At 63.6% G+C, this 17,357-nt stretch carries 15 protein-coding genes; 4 read left to right on the plus strand and 11 right to left on the minus strand.

Annotation, left to right across the window (positions count from 1 at the left end; all coding sequences use genetic code 11):
* Nucleotides 1–302 precede the first annotated feature (302 nt).
* Entirely contained in the window at nucleotides 303–572 is a 270-nt protein-coding gene (rpsO, locus tag AWB78_RS00195; protein WP_008341789.1) for a 30S ribosomal protein S15, read from the minus strand.
* Between the two features lie 159 nt (nucleotides 573–731).
* Complete coding sequence (locus AWB78_RS00200; protein WP_096031722.1) at nucleotides 732–2,021, minus strand: branched-chain amino acid ABC transporter substrate-binding protein; 1,290 nt, start codon at nucleotides 2,019–2,021, stop codon at nucleotides 732–734.
* Nucleotides 2,022–2,196: 175 nt separating this feature from the next.
* Between AWB78_RS00200 and AWB78_RS00205 the strand changes: the two genes are divergently transcribed.
* Complete coding sequence (locus tag AWB78_RS00205) at nucleotides 2,197–2,712, plus strand: hypothetical protein (RefSeq protein WP_062601717.1); 516 nt, start codon at nucleotides 2,197–2,199, stop codon at nucleotides 2,710–2,712.
* A gap of 66 nt (nucleotides 2,713–2,778) precedes the next feature.
* Here the strand turns inward: AWB78_RS00205 and AWB78_RS00210 are convergent, their stop codons facing one another.
* The 6 genes from AWB78_RS00210 to AWB78_RS00235 form a co-directional block, all read right to left on the minus strand.
* A complete protein-coding gene (locus AWB78_RS00210) occupies nucleotides 2,779–4,323 on the minus strand; it encodes a 2-isopropylmalate synthase (protein WP_062601350.1) in 1,545 nt (514 codons plus the stop codon).
* A 387-nt stretch (nucleotides 4,324–4,710) separates the two neighbouring features.
* The gene (locus AWB78_RS00215) at nucleotides 4,711–5,370 is read right to left on the minus strand and encodes a C40 family peptidase (protein WP_062601351.1); all 660 of its coding nucleotides are present in this window, start codon (nucleotides 5,368–5,370) and stop codon (nucleotides 4,711–4,713) included.
* 147 nt (nucleotides 5,371–5,517) lie between these two features.
* A complete protein-coding gene (locus tag AWB78_RS00220; protein ID WP_062601352.1) occupies nucleotides 5,518–7,116 on the minus strand; it encodes an ABC transporter ATP-binding protein in 1,599 nt (532 codons plus the stop codon).
* Nucleotides 7,113–8,171, minus strand: coding sequence for an ABC transporter permease (locus AWB78_RS00225; RefSeq protein ID WP_198399186.1), 1,059 nt, complete (start codon nucleotides 8,169–8,171; stop codon nucleotides 7,113–7,115). The genes AWB78_RS00220 and AWB78_RS00225 overlap by 4 nt, the downstream gene beginning before the upstream one ends.
* A gap of 64 nt (nucleotides 8,172–8,235) precedes the next feature.
* The gene (locus AWB78_RS00230) at nucleotides 8,236–9,279 is read right to left on the minus strand and encodes a microcin C ABC transporter permease YejB (protein ID WP_062601354.1); all 1,044 of its coding nucleotides are present in this window, start codon (nucleotides 9,277–9,279) and stop codon (nucleotides 8,236–8,238) included.
* Nucleotides 9,280–9,291: 12 nt separating this feature from the next.
* Nucleotides 9,292–11,160, minus strand: a complete 1,869-nt coding sequence (locus tag AWB78_RS00235; RefSeq protein WP_062601355.1) for an extracellular solute-binding protein — start codon at nucleotides 11,158–11,160, stop codon at nucleotides 9,292–9,294.
* 237 nt (nucleotides 11,161–11,397) lie between these two features.
* Between AWB78_RS00235 and fabI the strand changes: the two genes are divergently transcribed.
* Nucleotides 11,398–12,195, plus strand: coding sequence for an enoyl-ACP reductase FabI (fabI, locus tag AWB78_RS00240; RefSeq protein ID WP_062601356.1), 798 nt, complete (start codon nucleotides 11,398–11,400; stop codon nucleotides 12,193–12,195).
* A gap of 88 nt (nucleotides 12,196–12,283) precedes the next feature.
* On the opposite strand, the gene AWB78_RS00245 is transcribed toward fabI, so the two are convergent.
* The 3 genes from AWB78_RS00245 to AWB78_RS00255 form a co-directional block, all read right to left on the minus strand.
* Nucleotides 12,284–12,628: a hypothetical protein gene (locus AWB78_RS00245; protein ID WP_062601719.1), complete on the minus strand. Its 345-nt coding sequence runs from the start codon at nucleotides 12,626–12,628 to the stop codon at nucleotides 12,284–12,286.
* 257 nt (nucleotides 12,629–12,885) lie between these two features.
* A complete protein-coding gene (locus tag AWB78_RS00250) occupies nucleotides 12,886–13,245 on the minus strand; it encodes a hypothetical protein (RefSeq protein ID WP_062601357.1) in 360 nt (119 codons plus the stop codon).
* Nucleotides 13,246–13,443: 198 nt separating this feature from the next.
* A complete protein-coding gene (locus AWB78_RS00255) occupies nucleotides 13,444–14,757 on the minus strand; it encodes an MFS transporter (RefSeq protein ID WP_062601721.1) in 1,314 nt (437 codons plus the stop codon).
* Nucleotides 14,758–14,902: 145 nt separating this feature from the next.
* Here AWB78_RS00255 and AWB78_RS00260 point away from each other — a divergent pair, with 145 nt between their 5' ends.
* Together AWB78_RS00260 and mdcA are read left to right on the plus strand one after the other, a co-directional pair.
* A complete protein-coding gene (locus AWB78_RS00260; RefSeq protein ID WP_062601358.1) occupies nucleotides 14,903–15,676 on the plus strand; it encodes a GntR family transcriptional regulator in 774 nt (257 codons plus the stop codon).
* The gene (mdcA, locus tag AWB78_RS00265) at nucleotides 15,673–17,349 is read left to right on the plus strand and encodes a malonate decarboxylase subunit alpha (protein WP_062601359.1); all 1,677 of its coding nucleotides are present in this window, start codon (nucleotides 15,673–15,675) and stop codon (nucleotides 17,347–17,349) included. The genes AWB78_RS00260 and mdcA overlap by 4 nt, the downstream gene beginning before the upstream one ends.
* Nucleotides 17,350–17,357 lie beyond the last annotated feature (8 nt).

Here is a 17,357-nt window from a genome sequence, read left to right on the forward strand (position 1 = left end):
GGTCCGAAGCCACGCTTGAGAGGTGTGTTATGCCATTCCAGCGCGATGCGCTTCGAAGAGCGGCGTCGCGCTGGAATGACACAAAGCTCCGCTGCGAGGCTGGACCGAGTGTCGGACCGGATGCGTTCATCCGGGGTAAAGCCTATGAACTGCTGAAACTGCCTGATACGAGGCGCCGGCCGCATGAAAAGCGATCCGGCACCACTTCACGACCGAAACGTACAAAAACAAAGTGCCTGTATCAGCGAACTGACACAGGCACTTCATTAGAACGTTGGCCGCAAAGCCACGCTTCGCGCCAATTACTTGCGCAGACCCAGCTTCTCGATCAGCGAGCGATAACGGTCTGCGTCCTTGCCCTTCAGGTAGTCGAGCAGCTTACGACGACGGCTCACCATGCGCAGCAGACCGCGGCGGCTGTGGTGATCCTTCGAGTGCGACTTGAAGTGGACGGTCAGTTCATTGATGCGGCTCGTCAGCAGTGCGACTTGCACTTCGGGAGAGCCGGTGTCGTTTGCGCCGCGTGCGTATTCAGCGACGATATCGGACTTCTTGATTTCTGCTACGGACATTTGCTTTTCCTTTGATACAGACAGGCGGTCACGGAAGAAAGGCCGTGCCGTGGATTTACAAAAATGAATCGTTCGAGGCCATGCGCCAAAAACGAAGCGCAGAGTATAGCACAGCGCGATGTCTCACCGAAGGACTTCCGTGCAAGCCAAATCGAGGATTCAGCGGGCCGGGCGCGTCATCCTGCACGTCGTCGGCTGCGCGGTCCTGTCGGCGGGGACGTTCAGCAGCGTGCGGAAACCGTAGCCCGAGCCTTCGTTGTCGAATTTCACGCCCTTGGTTCCCGCCTTGTCCATTTCCATCACGTAAAGGGGCTGGATCACCTGGTGATCCTCCGCGCGCATGATCATCGCGTGAAAGCCCTCGCCGTCGAACTTCATGCCTTCCAGCGCGCGCGCCACCGCGAGCGGGTCGGCGCTGCCTGCGCGCGTCATCGCCGCGGCGAGCATTTCGATCATCAGCGGCATGCGCAGCGCGAGATAGTCGTCGGACGCGGCGGGATAGCGGGCGCGGAAAGCCCGGTAATAGGCGTCCGACGCGGCGCCACCCGCATTCGGATGCCAGTCCGCCACGGCGATCACGCGCCTCACGCCCGCATCGCCCAGCGCCGCCGGCGCGCCCAGACTGTTGCCGTAGAACGTGTAGAACTTCGTGTCGAGCCCCTGCTCGCGCGCCGCCTTGACGAGCAGCGTGAGATCGTTGCCCCAGTTGCCGGTGATCACGGCATCCGCGCCACTCGCGCGAATTTTCGCGATGTACGGCGCGAAATCCTTCACGCGCCCGATCGGATGAAACTCGTCGCCGGCAATCGCGATATCCGGGCGCCGCTCCTTCAGCGCGCGCTGCGCTTCGCGGCTCACGTCATGACCGAAGCTGTAGTCCTGATTCAGCAGATAGACCTTCTTCACCGCGCGATCGTTCTTGAGTGCATCGGCGAGCGCGTCCATGCGCATGCCGGCGTGCGCGTCGAAGCGGAAGTGCCAGAAGCTGCACGCGTCGTTGGTGAGCGCGGGATCGTCGGCGGAATAGTTGAGGAACAGCACGCGCCGCTCCGGCTCGCGCGCGTTCTGCTTGTCGATGGCCGCGACGAGCGCCGACGCCACCGCCGAGCTGTTGCCCTGCATGACGAAGCCGATTTTCTCGTCGATCGCCGCGCGCAGCTGCACGAGACTCGCTTCGCTGCTGCCCTTGCCGTCGAGCACGACGAGCTGCAGCGGATGCATGCCGTCGGCGAGCTTCACGCCGCCCTTCGCGTTCACGCGTTCGACGCCGAAGCGCAGATTGCGCTCGACCATCGCGCCGGCGTTCGCGAACGGGCCGGACATGCCTTCGATCAGCGCCAGCCTGACGGGCGGCAAATCGGCCGCATGCGCCGTCATGGACAACGCGAGGCACGCCGATGCCGCGACGCGCAGCCATCGCGTCGCGCGCCCGCCGATTCGTTTCTTCATGGTCCGCACCCGATCCGCCGAAAGCGCGGATCATAGGCCGCGCCGCGTTTCCGGCGCAAGTGCGACATTGCCGACACATCCGCTCGAATACCGCGACGTCGTGGAGAATGCTTTGCCGCGCGCGCGTGTCAAAATCACGGCAAAACATCGAACGATCCAGCACGTGGAGGCTGCCATGCCGCACCTATTCAACCGCCTGCGCGTCACGCTCGCGGGCGCGAGCGTCGCGCTGCTGCTCTCGGCCTGCGCGCAGCCGTGGCAGAACTATCAGGCCGGCGCCGATGTATCGACCGTCATCGCCCGCCTCGGCCCGCCGCGCGAAGTCTACGATCTGCCCAACGGCGGCAAGCGCCTGATGTGGCCGACGCAGCCGCTCGGCGAATTCACCACCGCAGCCGATATCGACGCGTCCGGCAGGATCGTCAGCGTGCGCCAGGTGCTCGACGAGAACGAGTTCTACAAGGCGCAGATCGGCACCTGGACGAGAAAGGACGTGCTCGAGAACTTCGGCCGCCCGGTGGAGACGTCGTATTTTCCGCTGATGAAGCGCGAAGTCTGGACGTACCGCTACATGGAAGCGAACATCTGGTACCTGATGTACAACTTCTATTTCGACGAGCAGGGCATCTTGCGCATGACACAGAAGACGCCCGATCCGCTGCACGATCCCGACAGGCGCAGCCTGTTCTGAGCACGCCGCACCAAAGAAAAAGCCCTCTCGCGAGGGCTTTTTCAATCAGACGAGACGACGCTCGACTCAGAGCTGCGGATTGAGCTTCTCGACCTTCGAATGCAGCTTGTTCAACGCGGCGATGTACGCCTTCGCCGAAGCCGCGACGATGTCCGGGTCCGTGCCCACGCCGTTCACGATGCGCCCGCTCTTCGACAGACGCACCGTCACTTCGCCCTGCGCCTGCGTGCCGGTCGTGATCGCGTTGACCGAGTACAGCACGAGTTCCGCGCCGCTCTCGACCTTCGACTCGATCGCGTGCAGCGTCGCATCGACGGGGCCGTTGCCGCGCGCTTCGCCCGTGACTTCGGTGCCTTCCACCGCGAACACGACCTTCGCCTGCGGCTGCTCGCCGGTCTCCGAATGCTGCTTCATCGAAACAAAGCGGAAATGCTCCTTCGCCTGCGCCTCGGCGGATTCCTCGGAGACGATCTGCATGATGTCTTCGTCGAAGATTTCGGCCTTGCGGTCCGCGAGATCCTTGAAACGGGCAAACGCGGCGTTCACGTCGGCTTCGGATTCGAGCGTCACGCCGAGTTCTTCCAGACGCTGCTTGAACGCGTTACGGCCCGAGAGCTTGCCGAGCACGATCTTGTTCGCGCTCCAGCCCACGTCTTCCGCGCGCATGATTTCATACGTGTCGCGCGCCTTCAGCACGCCGTCCTGGTGGATGCCCGACGCGTGCGCAAACGCGTTCGCGCCGACGACCGCCTTATTCGGCTGCACGACGAAGCCGGTGATCTGCGAGACGAGCTTGGACGTGGGCACGATCTGCGTCGTATCGATGCCGAGATCGAGGCCGAAGTAGTCCTTGCGCGTCTTCACCGACATCACGATCTCTTCGAGCGACGTATTGCCCGCGCGCTCGCCGAGACCGTTGATCGTGCACTCGACCTGACGCGCGCCGCCGATCTTCACGCCCGCGAGCGAATTGGCGACCGCCATGCCGAGGTCATCGTGGCAGTGCACGGACCAGATCGCCTTGTCGGAATTCGGCACGCGCTCACGCAGCGTCTTGACGAGATTGCCGTAGAGCTCGGGCACGCCGTAGCCGACCGTATCCGCGATATTGATGGTGCGCGCGCCTTCGTCGATCACGGCTTCGAGCACGCGGCACAGAAAGTCGATGTCCGAGCGGCTGCCGTCTTCCGGCGAGAACTCCACGTCATCCGTGAAGTTGCGCGCGAAACGCACCGCGAGACGCGCCTGGTCGTAGACCTGCTCCGGCGTCATGCGCAGCTTCTTTTCCATGTGCAGCGCCGACGTGGCGATGAACGTGTGAATGCGGAACTGGTTCGCGGGCTTGAGCGCGTCGGCGGCGCGCTGGATGTCTTTATCGTTCGCGCGGGCGAGCGAGCAGACCGTGCTGTCCTTCACGAGCGACGCGATGGTATGGATCGCGTCGAAATCGCCGTTCGAGCTGGCGGCGAAGCCCGCTTCGATCACGTCGACCTTCATGCGCTCCAGCTGCTTCGCGATACGGATCTTCTCTTCCTTCGTCATCGACGCGCCGGGGGACTGCTCGCCATCGCGCAAGGTCGTGTCGAAGATGATCAACTTGTCTGCTGCCATGTTGGGCTCCTGTGGGGAGATTTATCGATTGTTGGAAATATCGCGATCGTGTGGAAACGATAAGGCAAAAGGGAATTCGGGTGTTCGCGCCACCGCTGGCGTCGAAAACCTGAATTGGACGAGCAGACGGGAGGCGAGACGAATCAGCGCGGTAGGCGCGCTAGCAGCGATAGTGCGCGTAGCGACGCACCAGCCGGGAACAACGAGAAGGGGAACGGGAAAAAGTTCATTCAAAAACTATAACGGCTTTTGCGAGCGCGTGCAACGAGGCTTTCAGATCGCGCCGATCGACTTTCACCTGCCGCGGGCGATCCGCTCGAAAAACAAAAAAGCCTGCGTCCGAAAGGAGGCAGGCTTTTCGATGATCGCTTGTCGCGAGCTGGCTGGTCAGTAACCGCCGATGGTCGCGCTCACGCGTTGACGCAGTTCCGAGCCATCGCCGACTTGCGCGTTCTCGATGCGGCGCGCGCCCTGAAAGCGCTTTTCCCAATAGCCGTCTTCCATGTCGTCGACACGGATCGTGCTGCCGGTGGACGGCGAATGCACGAACTTGTTGTCGCCGATATAGATGCCGACGTGCGAGAACGAACGACGCATCGTGTTGAAGAACACGAGATCGCCCGGCTTCAGTTCGCTCACGGCGACCTTTTCGCCGACGCGGCTCATTTCCTCGGCGCGGCGCGGCAGGGTCATGCCGAGCGTGTCCTGGAAGACGTAGCGGACGAAGCCGCTGCAATCGAGGCCCGAATCAGGCGAATTGCCGCCCCAGCGATAGCGCACGCCGATCATGTTCAGCGCGCCGACGACGACATCGCCGGCTTTGCTCGCCACGCCCGACAGAAACGACTTGGCGCCGCCCGACGTGCTGGCGGTGTCTGCGGTCGCTGCGTCATTGGATTTGGTGGAGGAGAAAATGCCGTTTGTGGCATTCTGGCTTCTACTGCTGACTTCGTCGGCGAACGCGCCGGAAGTTGTTGTCATCAGGAGGCCGATCAACATGCTCGCGGCGGCGCGCGCGCATGTCTGAGTCATTGTAAGTGGCTGCATCGGTCGGTAGGTTTTACAATTAAAAGCTGCTAAATCAGGGAGATACGTGAAAGTTTGGAGGGATACTAGCCATAAAGTATTTAACTGTCAAAAGAAATAGAAAAATACAATTGAGATGGGCACTCAATTGGTGAAAAAGAAAGATTTTTAGGAATTTAGAGCTGCTTTCAGAAGCTTTCTTGTGTATTCGTCGGAAGGGTTCGCAAAAATCTTCTCTACCTCCCCCGCTTCCACGACAAAACCATTCCGCATCACCGCGACTCGATGCGCCATCGCGCCGATCACCTGCAAATCATGGCTGATGAAAACGTAGCCGAGATTGTGCTTCTTCTGAATGTCGGCCAGGAGCGCAAGTACTTGAGTCTGAATGGAAACATCGAGCGCGCTCGTCGGCTCGTCGAGGATCAGAATGCTCGGCTCCAGCACGAGGGCGCGCGCAATCGCGATGCGCTGCCGCTGCCCGCCCGAGAATTCATGCGGATAGCGATCGAGCGCCAATCGATCCATGCCGACTTCGCGCAGCACCGCGATCACCTTCGCGCGCCGCGCGGCCGCATCGAGTTCCGGGCGATGCAGCGCGAGCCCCTCTCCGACGATCCGCGCAACCGTCTGTCGCGGCGACAGCGAGCTGAACGGGTCCTGAAACACCACTTGCAGATTCGAGCGCAGCACGGTTTTCTCGCGTCCGCGAAACTCGCCGAGCGCGCGGCCCTGAAACTGCACGGTGCCGTTCGACGTGCGCTGCAGGCCGAGGAGCGCCATCGCGAGCGTGGATTTTCCCGAACCCGACTCGCCGACGATGCCGAGCGTCTCGCCCTGCCGCACCGTCAGCGTCACATCGTCGACGGCTTTGAAACGGCCGCGTCTGAACCAGCCGGCGAAACCCGGCAGGCGCGTCGGATAGTCCACCGACACGGCCTTCGCGTCGAGCAGCACCGGCGCGATCGGCAGCACGGGCAGCACGCTGCGCTTGGGCTTGCTCGCCAGAAGGCGCTGTGTGTACGGATGCTGCGGCGACGTGAAAATCTCCTCCACCGCGCCGCTCTCGACGAGCACGCCCTTCTCCATCACCGCGACGCGCTCGGCGAAACGCCGCACGAGATTCAGGTCGTGCGTGATGAGCAGCACGGCCATGCCGCGTTTCTCGGCTTCGTCGCGCTGCAACTCCAGCAGTAATTCGACGATCTGCGCGCGGATCGTCACGTCGAGCGCCGTGGTCGGCTCGTCGGCGAGCAGAAGCCGCGGCCGGCACGCGAGCGCCATCGCGATCATCACGCGCTGGCGCTGTCCGCCCGACAGCTGATGCGGATAGCTGTCGACGCGCCGCTCCGGCTCCGTGATGCCCGTGCGCGCGAGCAGCGCGATCGCGCGCTGCCGTGCTTCGCGCGGGCTCGCACCGTCGTGCAGCTGGATCGTTTCGCCGATCTGGTCGCCGACCGTGTAGAGCGGATTGAGCGCGGTCATCGGCTCCTGAAAGATCATCGCGATGTCGGAGCCGCGCAGACCTCGCATCGCGTGCTCGCTCTTCGAGAGCAGTTCGTCGCCGGCGAAGCGGATTGAGCCGCTCAGCTCGGCATCGCGCAAGAGACGCAGGATCGACAGCGCCGTCACGCTCTTGCCCGAGCCCGATTCACCGACGAGCGCCACGCGCTCGCCCGCGTGGATTTCGAGATTCGCGCCGTCGACGGCGAGCGTGTCGCCGAAACGCACGCGCAGGTCCTGAATCGAAAGAAGCGGTTCGCTCATTGATTGCCACCCGCCTTCACCGCATCGGCGATGCGCGTATCGAGCGCGTTGCGCAACGCGTCGCCCATGAAAGTCAGCAGCAGCAACGTGGCGACGAGCACGCCGAAGGTCGAGAGCGAAATCCACCACGCGTCGAGATTCGCCTTGCCTTGCGCGAGCAGTTCGCCGAGCGACGGCGTCGGCGACGGCACGCCGAGGCCGAGGAAATCGAGGCTCGTCAGCGCGAGAATCGCGCCGCTCATGCGAAACGGCAGAAACGTGATGACCGGCGTCATGCTGTTGGGCAGCACGTGCCGCCAGATGACCTGCCAGTTCGAGAGGCCCATCGCGCGCGCCGCCCGCACGTAGTCCTGCGTGCGATTGCGCAGAAACTCCGCGCGCACATAATCGGACAGGCCGATCCATCCGAATAGCGACAGCAGAATGATCAACAGAATCAGGCTGGGCTCGAAAATCGACGCGAAGATGATCAGCAGATAAAGCTCCGGCAACGCGCTCCATATCTCGATCAGCCGCTGCCCGGTGATATCGATCCTTCCGCCGAAGTAGCCCTGCACCGCGCCCGCGACGACACCGAGCACCGTCCCGATCGCCGTCAGCACGAGCGCGAACAGCACCGACACGCGAAAGCCGTACACGAGCCGCGCGAACACGTCGCGGCCGCGGTCGTCGGTGCCGAGCCAGTTCTCGCGCGAAGGCGGCGCCGGATTCGAGCCCTTCGAGAAGTAATTGAGCGTGTCGTAGTAGTAGTGATTCGGCGGATAGATCGCGAAGTTGCCGGGCGCGCTGAAGCGATCGCGCACGAAGGGATCGAGATAATCGGCGGGCGTCGGGAAGTCGCCGCCGAAAGTTGTCTCCGCATAGGTCTTGACGAGCGGAAAGTAGAACTGTCCCTGATAGCGCACGACGAGCGGCTTGTCATTCGACCAAAGCGGCCCCGCGAGGCTGATGACGAACGCCGCGACGAACACGATGAGGCTCCAGTAGCCCAGCCGATTGCGCTTGAAGCGCTGCCACACGCGTCGCCCGGGCGGCACCGATGTCTCGCCGCGCAGCGGTTGCGCGTCGCTGCCGTTGACGCCGCGCCGTGAAGATCGTGGTGAAGCGGCTCGATTCAAATCAGCGCTCCAGTTGTTCGAATTGAATGCGCGGATCGACCCAGACGTAGCACAGGTCCGAGATGAGCTTCGTCGCGAGGCCGATCAGCGTGAAGAGATAGAGCGTGCCGAGCACGACAGGATAGTCGCGCCGCACGACGGATTCATACGAGAGCAGGCCGAGGCCGTCGAGCGAAAAGAGCGTTTCGATCAGCAGGCTGCCCGTGAAGAACGCGCCGATGAACGCCGCCGGAAAGCCGACGATCAGCGGCAGCAACGCGTTGCGGAACACGTGCTTCCACAGCACGCGTCGCTCGCTCAGGCCTTTGGCGCGCGCGGTGAGCACGTATTGCTTGCGGATTTCATCGAGGAACGCGTTCTTCGTGAGCATCGTGATGATGGCGAAGCTGCCGACCACCGACGCCGTCACCGGCAATGTGATGTGCCACAGATAATCGAGAATCTTGCCGCCGAGCGAGAGCGTCGCCCAGTTGTCGGACGTGAGATTGCGCAGCGGGAACAGTTGCCAGAACGACCCGCCGCCGAACAGCACGAGCAGCAGCACGCCCAGCACGAAGCCCGGAATCGCGAAGCCGACGAGCACGATGAGACTCGTCGCGACATCGAACTTCGAGCCGTTCTTCACCGCCTTCGCGATGCCGAGCGGCACCGATATCAGATACGTGATGAAGAAGGTCCACAAGCCGATGCTGATCGACACCGGTAGCTTCGACACGATCAGCGACCACACGCTCTGATGCCTGAAATAACTTTCGCCAAGATCGAAGCGCGCGAATTTGCCGAGCATGAGGACATAGCGCTGCAGCGGTGGCTTGTCGAAGCCATAGAGCTTCTTGAGCTGCTCGACCTGTTGCGCGTCGACGCCCGTGTGCGTGCGCAGGCCGAAGCCGCCGCCACCGCCTTCCGACTGACCGCGCCGCAGATCATGCACGGCCTGCTCGACCGGTCCGCCCGGCACGAACTGGATCACGACGAACGTGAGCGTCAATACGCCGATGAGCGTCGGGATCATCAAGAGAATGCGTTTAAGGATGTAGCTCCACATGGCGCGTCCTCGTTACTTCGTCGCGTGCGCGGGTTTCGCCCACCACGTCGATATGACCCACTCCTCGGCGCCGTAATACAGCGGCAATGTCGACGGATACGCGAGCGTATTCCGATACGCCACGCGATGCGTCGCCGAGTACCAGTGCGGCACCACATAGTAGCCGTTCATCAGCACGCGATCGAGCGCGTGCGTCGCGTCGACGAGTTGCTCGCGCGTCTGCGCGGAGATCACTTTCTGCAGGATCGCATCGACGGCCGGCGACTTCACGCCCGCGAGATTGTCGGAGCCCTGCTCGTCCGCGGACTTGCTGCCGAAGCGCGAGACCTGCTCGGTGCCCGGCACCTGCACGTCGGGCATGCGCACGCTCGTCATGTCGAAGTCGAACGCGTCGAGACGCTTCTGGATCAGCGCGTAATCGACGGTGCGAAAGTTCATCTTGATGCCGAGCTTCTGCAGATTGCGCCCGAACGCGGCCGCGACCGGCTCCATCGACGCGCCGCCGCCGGTGTCGTCGAGAATCTCGAAGACGAAAGGCTCGCCCTTCGCGTTGCGCAGCGCGCCGTCGCGATACGTCCAGCCTGCCTGCGCCAGCAATTCACGCGCCTTGATCAGATTCGCGCGCAACGAGCCGGGCGGATCGGTGTTCGGCTGGCGCGGCATCTCGCCGAACACGGCGGGATCGAGCTGCTGCTTCAGCGGGTTCAGTATGGCGAGCTCGCCATCGCCCGGCTTGCCCTTCGCCTGCAGATCCGTATTGACGAAGAAGCTGTCGATGCGTCTGTACTGGTTGAAGAACAGTTGCCGGTTGAGCCACTCGAAATCGAGCGCGAGATCGAGCGCCTGGCGCACGCGCACATCCTTGAAGAGCGGCTTGCGCGTGTTCATGAAGAAGCCCTGCATGCCCGTGCCGTTGTGCTGCGGGAATTCGCGCTTGATGAGCTCGCCGCTGTCGAAGCGCTTGCCGATATCGCGCCGCACCCAGCTTCGCGCGACGTATTCGACGAGCACGTCGTACTCGCCCGCCTTGAACGCTTCGAGACGCGCGGTGGGATCGCCGTAGAGCTTGTAATCGATGTGCGCGAAATTGAACAACCCGACGCGCACCGGCAGCGCCGCGCCCCAGTAATCCGGATTGCGCCTGTATGAGATCGTGCGGCCGTTGTCGAACCGGTCGATCAGATACGGCCCGCTGCCGATGGGCTTCTGGAACGCGATCTGATCGAACGGAATGCGCGTGCCGTCCGGCTTCACGCCCCACTTGCGCGAAAACACGGGGATGCCGCCCGCGAGCAGCGGCATCTCGCGCGTCGCGATCTTGAACTCGAAGCGGATCGTGAGCGGATCGACGACCACCGCGCGCGCGATCTGCCCGAAGTAGACCGCGAACTGCGGCGCGGCCTTCGGGCTCTTCAGCGTTTCGAACGAGAACTTCACGTCTTCCGCCGTGACCGGGTCGCCGTTGGAGAAGCGCGCTTTCGGATTGATGTGGAACGTCGTCGACATGCCGTCGGGCGCGACGGAGATATCGTCGGCAAGCAGGCCATACGCGGTCGATACCTCGTCGGAACTGCCCGTCGTCAGGCTCTCGAACATCAGCGAAAGGCCCGGCGCAGGATTGCCGCGCAGCGTGAACGGATTGAACTTGTCGAAGCTCGTCAGCCGGTTCGGATTCGCGAGCACGAGCGTGCCGTCGCGCGGCGCATCGGGATTGACGTAATCGAAGTGCTTGAAACCGGCCGGATATTTCGGTTCGCCGTATTGCGCGATCGCGTGGACAGCGCAGGCCGGGCCCGCCATCAATGCGATCGATCCGGCCAGCGCGCAGGCGATGAACCAGTGTGAGGCGCGGAATGAGCGGATCGGCGTGCGAGTCGTCATGGGCCTCTTGGCGCGATGTGAATGGGTGACGCGGTTGAAGAGACCCGAACGAAAGCCCGGAGCGAACGCCGCAAGAATGCTTGGCGGGGCACTGCGATGTGAGAGAATTCTACCCAAAATCATGCGCCAATCGGCTCGTGGCCTAAGGGTTTGCATTTAAGCCGATCGCGCCACGCACGACGCGCGCGGCACCCGATCAATCGCCCGCGCCACATTGACATCAAAGAAGGAGCATTCATGGGCTTTCTCGCTGGAAAACGAATTCTGCTGACGGGCCTGCTGTCGAACCGCTCGATCGCTTACGGCATCGCCGAGGCCTGCAAGCGCGAAGGCGCGGAGCTGGCGTTCACCTATGTCGGCGAGCGTTTCAAGGAGCGCATCACCGAGTTCGCAACCGAGTTCGGCAGCGACATGGTCTACCCCTGCGACGTCGCCGACGACGCGCAGATCGAAGCGCTCTTCACGTCGCTCAAGGAACGCTGGGACTCGCTCGACGGCCTCGTGCATTCCATCGGCTTCGCGCCGCGCGAGGCGATTGCCGGCGACTTCCTCGACGGCATGACGCGCGAGAACTTCCGCGTCGCGCACGATATCTCCGCGTACAGCTTCCCCGCGCTCGCGAAGGCCGCGCTGCCGATGCTGAAAGACGGTTCGTCGCTGCTCACGCTCTCCTATCTCGGCGCCGAGCGCGCGCTGCCGAACTACAACACGATGGGCCTCGCGAAGGCATCGCTCGAAGCGAGCGTGCGTTACATGGCGGCGTCGCCGTCGCTCGGCGGCAAGGGCGTGCGCGTCAACGCCATCTCGGCCGGCCCGATCAAGACGCTCGCGGCGAGCGGCATCAAGGGCTTCGGCAAGATCCTGAACTTCGTCGAAGAGAACGCGCCGCTCAAGCGCAACGTGACCATCGAGCAAGTGGGCAATGTCGCGGCGTTCCTGCTGTCGGATCTCGCGGCCGGCGTCAGCGCGGAGCTCGTCCATGTCGATGCCGGTTTCCACGCGGTCGTCGGCGGAATGGGCAGCGAAGCGGAATAAGCGCGGTCGCTGCGCTCGAAAAAAAAGCGCCGCTCACTTGAGGTGAGCGGCGCTTTTTCGTTTGCTGCGGCAGGTCCAGGCCCTGCCCTCAGTGATGTCCGTGCCCGTTGCCGTGGCCCTTGCCGTGTCCATTGCCGTGCCCGTGGCCATGCCCATGATGGCGATACCAGTCGTTGCGGTTCCAGTAACGGCGGCCGTCCCAGTAGCGATCGCCGTGCCAGCCGATCACCACCGGCACCGCGTACACCGGCGCGGGCTGATAGATGACGGGCGGCGGAGGCGGCGCATAAACCGGCGTCGGCGCGACGTACACCGGCGCCGGAATGCCGACGTTCACGCCCACATGCACATCCGCGCGCGCGATGCTCGTCGCGCCCAGGGCCGCAACCGCCAGCACGCTCGCCAGGATTCGTCCCGCAAGTTTCTTTTTCATACGCAAACGCACCTCGCTTTTTTGCTTGTTCGCTTGCGGCAAAATATAACGGAAAGCTTTCAGCGCAATATTTCAGCTTTGTAAGTTCTTGCGCGCCTCTGCGTAATGTCAGGAGAAAGCTTACCTTTTGTTACATTGTGTGGAGGCGGGAATCTCCTGTCGCGCCGTATCTGTTGCGCGAATCCAACCTCTGATCATTGAGCGTCAATAAAAAAGCCACCCGCGCTGGCGGGTGGCTTCCTCTGACAGTCAAACGCTCAATGCCAGCCGTGATGGCCGTGACCGTGGCCATGATCGTCGTCATCGTCGCGATCGTGGCCGTATCCGTGACCATGATGGCGATACCAGTCGTCGCGCTCCCAATAGCGGCGGCCATCCCAGTAACGATCGCCATGCCAGCCGACCACGACGACCGGCTGCGCATACATCGGCGGCGGCGGCGCGTACACGACGGGCGGCGGGGGCGGCGCATAGACCGGCTCGGGCGCCACGTACACGGGCGCGGGCACGCCGATGTTGACGCCCACGGACACGCCCGCATTGGCCGCGCCGGACAGCATCAGGCCGCCGATCATCACGGCGCCAGCCAGCACGGAAGCCTTCGATACCTTGTTCATGTGAAGCCCCACCTCGATGGGTTGTTTGTTGTGTTGGCCGGACTATATCGGATGAAAACCGCGTCGAGTGTTCGGCTTCGTAACCACCTATTACTGAGCGCAAGCCTAGGGAAAACTTACGAAAAGTAAGCCTCGCGCGCATGAAAAACGGCGGCCTCCGATGATCGAAGGCCGCGCTCGCGATGCGTCTCGCGCCGCTCAGTTCGGCAGTTCCTGGCCCTTCGTTTCGGGCGCGAGCGGAATCACGGCAAGACCGATCAGGAACGCGACCGCCGTGATCGCGATCGGCACGCCGAGCGTCTTCATGTTGAGCACCATCGCGCCGATGCCGAAGTTCACGATCGCACCGAAGAAGCGCCCGATCGACGTGCAGAACGCGAAGGCGGTCGCCCGCACGCGGGTCTCGAACTGCTCGGGCAGCCACAACGAGAACAGCGCGAAGTTGCCGCCGAAGAAGCCCAGCACGACGAGCAGCGCGATGAACGGCACGAGCCCGTTCGGCAGATAGAACGCCCAGCCGAACGCGAGCGCGATCGACGCCGCCATGCCGGCGAAATACACCGCGAGCGTCTTCCTGCGGCCGATCTTCTCGGCCATCGGCGGCAAGGCGAGACAGCCGACGATCGTGCCGATCGAAAGCAGCCCGGTCGCGATCGACGCCATGCGCGCCGCTTCCGCCTTGTCCATGCCCGCCTTCGTCGCGAGCTGGATGACCGCCGACGGCTCGTACACCGCGCCCGCCCACAGGCCGATGATCGCCACCGTCAGCAGCACGGCCGCGACGATCGTGCGCTTGCGGTACTGCGCATTGAAGATCGCCTTGAGCGAGCTCTCATGTTTGACGTGCGGATGAACCGCTTCGGCGCGCTGCCACTTGTCGGTTTCCTTCACGCGCAGGAGCACCACGATCGACACGACGACCGGGAACAGCCCGACGAGGAACATCGCGCGCCAGCCGAACGCCGCGCCGATCGTGTAATTCAGCACCGCCGCGAGAAAGAAGCCCGCGTAGTAGCCCGTCTGCAGATAGCCCGCGCCCATCTTGCGGCGATCCTCCGGCCACGCCTCCGCGACATACGTCCCGGCCAGCGCCCATTCCCCGCCGATCCCCACGCCCGCGAAGAAGCGATAGATGCCGAGCTCCCACACCGTATGCGCGGTCGCGGCGAGCCCGGTGAAAATCGCGAACGTGAAGATGGTCGCCGCGAGCACCTTGGTGCGCCCGAAACGGTCGGCGAGCGGCCCCCAGATGAACGACAGGCCCCACCCGACCAGAAAGAGCGCGAACAGAATCGAGCCCGCGAGACCGACGTTCGCCGGCGTCGCCGCGTAGCCGGAGCGCGGCAGCAGCTCCGTGAGCGCCGGGGCGAGCACGAGCGCGTAGATGAACGAATCCATTCCGTCGAGCGTCCAGCCCGCCCACGCGCCCCAGAAACCGGTGATCTGCGACCGGTTGAGCGGCGTTTTCGTGGCGCGCGCGGCGCTTATCTCTCGATCCAGCGTTGTCGGCATGGCCATGTCTCTCTAAAGGGAATCAACGACGCGCCATCGAATAGTGTTTGTTATGGCGTCTAGGGAAAGCACCGGGGTCCGGTGCACCTTTTTATATACAATATTTAAACATCGACATACGATAACTCCGCACTTTCACCTAGCCATGCCGACCGATCTTTCCGCCGGATCGCAGACTCCGGCTTCATTTCGCGACGCGCAGTTCGAACCGCGCCAGAGCACGTCGCGCTTCATCGCGGATGCGCTGCGCGCCGCGATCGTCGAAGGCTCGCTGCTGCCGGGCGAGCCGCTGCGTCAGGACGCGATCGCGCGACAGTTTTCCGTCAGCGCGATTCCCGTGCGCGAGGCGTTTCGCCAGCTCGAAAGCGAAGGCTGGGTGACGATCGAGCCGAATCGCGGCGCGGCCGTCAGCCTGCAATCGGCCGACGAGGCGCGCGAGATCTACGAGATCCGCGCGTCGCTGGAAAGCCTGGCGATCGGCATCGCGATCGGGCATCACACGCCCGAGACGCTCGCGGAGTCGAAGCGTCTGCTCGAAGCCGCCGAGAACGAGCCCGATCCGGCGCTCTATGTGGTGCGCAACGAGCAGTTCCATATGAGCCTTTACGCGCCCGCGAGTCGTCCGCGCCTGATGGAGCTGATCGGCCAGATGCATCGGCGCGGCGAGCGCTATCTGCGTCTCAAGCTCGGCCTTCCGATTCACAAGGATGCGTCCGATGCCGAGCACCGCGCGATCTTCGATGCCCTCGCCGCGCGCGACATCGAACAGGCGCAGACGCTCGTCGCGCGCCATCTGCTCGCGACGGGCGAACTGATCCACCGCTTTCTCGCCGATGCCCAGGCGCTCGCTCAAACGAGCCACGTCAGGAAGAAGCGCCGCGCATCATCCCGAACGATCTCTTCGAAGGCCGACCGATGAACTCGTCCACCCCCGCCGACGCGCTCGCCGCATCCCGCAACTGGAACACGCGCGCGCAGGAAAAGGCGCGGCGTCTGAAGCTGATCGAGCCGTGGCTGAACGGCTGCGTGCTCGATACCGCGCGCATCGTCGATGCGCTGAGCGCGCTGATCGTCAGCGGCGATCGCGTCGCGCTCGAAGGCAACAACCAGAAGCAGGCCGACTTCCTTTCGCGCGCGTTCGCGAAGCTCGACTCCGGGCGCGTGCACGACGTGCATCTGCTCATCTCGAGCATCAGCCGGCCCGAGCATCTCGCGCTCTTCGAGCAAGGCATCGCGCGCAAGGTCGACTTCGCGTTCGCGGGGCCACAGAGCCTGCGCGTCGCGCAACTGCTCGAAGACGGCATGCTGGAGATCGGCGCGATCTATACGTACATCGAACTGTATGCGCGCATGTTCATCGATCTCACGCCGCAGGTCGCGCTCGTGTGCGCGGTGCAGGCGGACCGCCACGGCAATCTCTATACCGGCGCGAACACCGAGGACACGCCGACCATCGTCGAGGCCACCGCGTTTCGTCATGGCATCGTTGTCGCGCAGGTCAATGAAATCGTCGATGAACTGCCGCGCGTCGATATCCCCGGCTCGTGGGTCGATGTCGTCGTGGAGGCGGACAGGCCGTTCGCCGTCGAGCCGCTCTTCACGCGCGATCCGCGTCACATCGGCGAATTGCAGATCCTCATGGGGATGATGACGATCCGCGGCATCTACGACCGTTATGGCGTGACGTCGCTCAATCACGGCATCGGCTTCGATACCGCCGCGATCGAGCTGCTCCTGCCGACGTACGGCGAAGCGCTCGGGCTCAAGGGCAAGATCTGCACGAACTGGGCGCTCAATCCGCATCCGACGCTCATTCCCGCGATCGAATCCGGTTGGGTGCAAAGCGTGCATTGCTTCGGCAGCGAAGTGGGCATGGAGGATTACATCGCGGCGCGCTCCGACGTGTTCTTCACCGGACGCGACGGCAGCCTGCGCTCGAATCGCGTGTTCTGCCAGCTTGCGGGGCAATATGGCGTCGATCTTTTCATCGGCTCGACCTTGCAGATGGATGCGGACGCGAACTCGTCGACGGTCACGCTCGGGCGGCTTGCCGGCTTCGGCGGCGCGCCCAACATGGGACATGACCCGCGCGGGCGCCGCCATTCGAGCGAGGCATGGCTCAAGCTGCTGAAGGACGACGGCCCGAATCCGAAGATCGCGCGCGGTCACAAGCTCGTCGTGCAGACCGCCGAGACGTACAAGAAAGGCGGCGAGCCGACCATCGTCGATGCGCTCGATGCGATCGCGGTCGGCGAGAAAAGCGGCATGCCGATCGCGCCCGTGATGATCTACGGCGACGATGTCACGCACGTCGTGACCGAGGAAGGCATCGCGTATCTGCATGCGGCCGAAGGCGTCGATGAGCGTCGCGCCGCGCTCGCGGCGGTCGCGGGCGTGACGCCGATCGGCATGCGCGCCGATCCGGCGAAGACGGCGGAACTGAGGCGGCGCGGCATCGTCGCGTATCCGGAAGACCTCGGCGTGCGGCGCGGCGAAGCGAAGCGCTCGCTGCTCGCGGCGCGCAACATCGACGATCTCGTCGCGTGGTCCGGCGGGCTGTACGCGCCGCCCGCGCGCTTCAGAAGCTGGTGATCGCGATG

Origin of the sequence: Caballeronia calidae (assembly GCF_900044055.2) — a bacterium.
Lineage (GTDB): Bacteria > Pseudomonadota > Gammaproteobacteria > Burkholderiales > Burkholderiaceae > Caballeronia > Caballeronia calidae.

What these genes read in the sequence shown, in the direction of transcription:
- AWB78_RS00215 (WP_062601351.1), bottom strand. Translation starts at nt 5,370, where the DNA reads ATGCAGCCACTTACAATGACTCAGACATGCGCGCGCGCCGCCGCGAGC.
- AWB78_RS00245 (WP_062601719.1), bottom strand. Translation starts at nt 12,628, where the DNA reads ATGAAAAAGAAACTTGCGGGACGAATCCTGGCGAGCGTGCTGGCGGTT.
- AWB78_RS00205 (WP_062601717.1), top strand. Translation starts at nt 2,197, where the DNA reads ATGCCGCACCTATTCAACCGCCTGCGCGTCACGCTCGCGGGCGCGAGC.
- AWB78_RS00230 (WP_062601354.1), bottom strand. Translation starts at nt 9,279, where the DNA reads ATGTGGAGCTACATCCTTAAACGCATTCTCTTGATGATCCCGACGCTC.
- AWB78_RS00235 (WP_062601355.1), bottom strand. Translation starts at nt 11,160, where the DNA reads ATGACGACTCGCACGCCGATCCGCTCATTCCGCGCCTCACACTGGTTC.
- AWB78_RS00210 (WP_062601350.1), bottom strand. Translation starts at nt 4,323, where the DNA reads ATGGCAGCAGACAAGTTGATCATCTTCGACACGACCTTGCGCGATGGC.
- AWB78_RS00220 (WP_062601352.1), bottom strand. Translation starts at nt 7,116, where the DNA reads ATGAGCGAACCGCTTCTTTCGATTCAGGACCTGCGCGTGCGTTTCGGC.
- AWB78_RS00255 (WP_062601721.1), bottom strand. Translation starts at nt 14,757, where the DNA reads ATGCCGACAACGCTGGATCGAGAGATAAGCGCCGCGCGCGCCACGAAA.
- AWB78_RS00200 (WP_096031722.1), bottom strand. Translation starts at nt 2,021, where the DNA reads ATGAAGAAACGAATCGGCGGGCGCGCGACGCGATGGCTGCGCGTCGCG.
- rpsO (WP_008341789.1), bottom strand. Translation starts at nt 572, where the DNA reads ATGTCCGTAGCAGAAATCAAGAAGTCCGATATCGTCGCTGAATACGCA.
- mdcA (WP_062601359.1), top strand. Translation starts at nt 15,673, where the DNA reads ATGAACTCGTCCACCCCCGCCGACGCGCTCGCCGCATCCCGCAACTGG.
- AWB78_RS00260 (WP_062601358.1), top strand. Translation starts at nt 14,903, where the DNA reads ATGCCGACCGATCTTTCCGCCGGATCGCAGACTCCGGCTTCATTTCGC.
- fabI (WP_062601356.1), top strand. Translation starts at nt 11,398, where the DNA reads ATGGGCTTTCTCGCTGGAAAACGAATTCTGCTGACGGGCCTGCTGTCG.
- AWB78_RS00250 (WP_062601357.1), bottom strand. Translation starts at nt 13,245, where the DNA reads ATGAACAAGGTATCGAAGGCTTCCGTGCTGGCTGGCGCCGTGATGATC.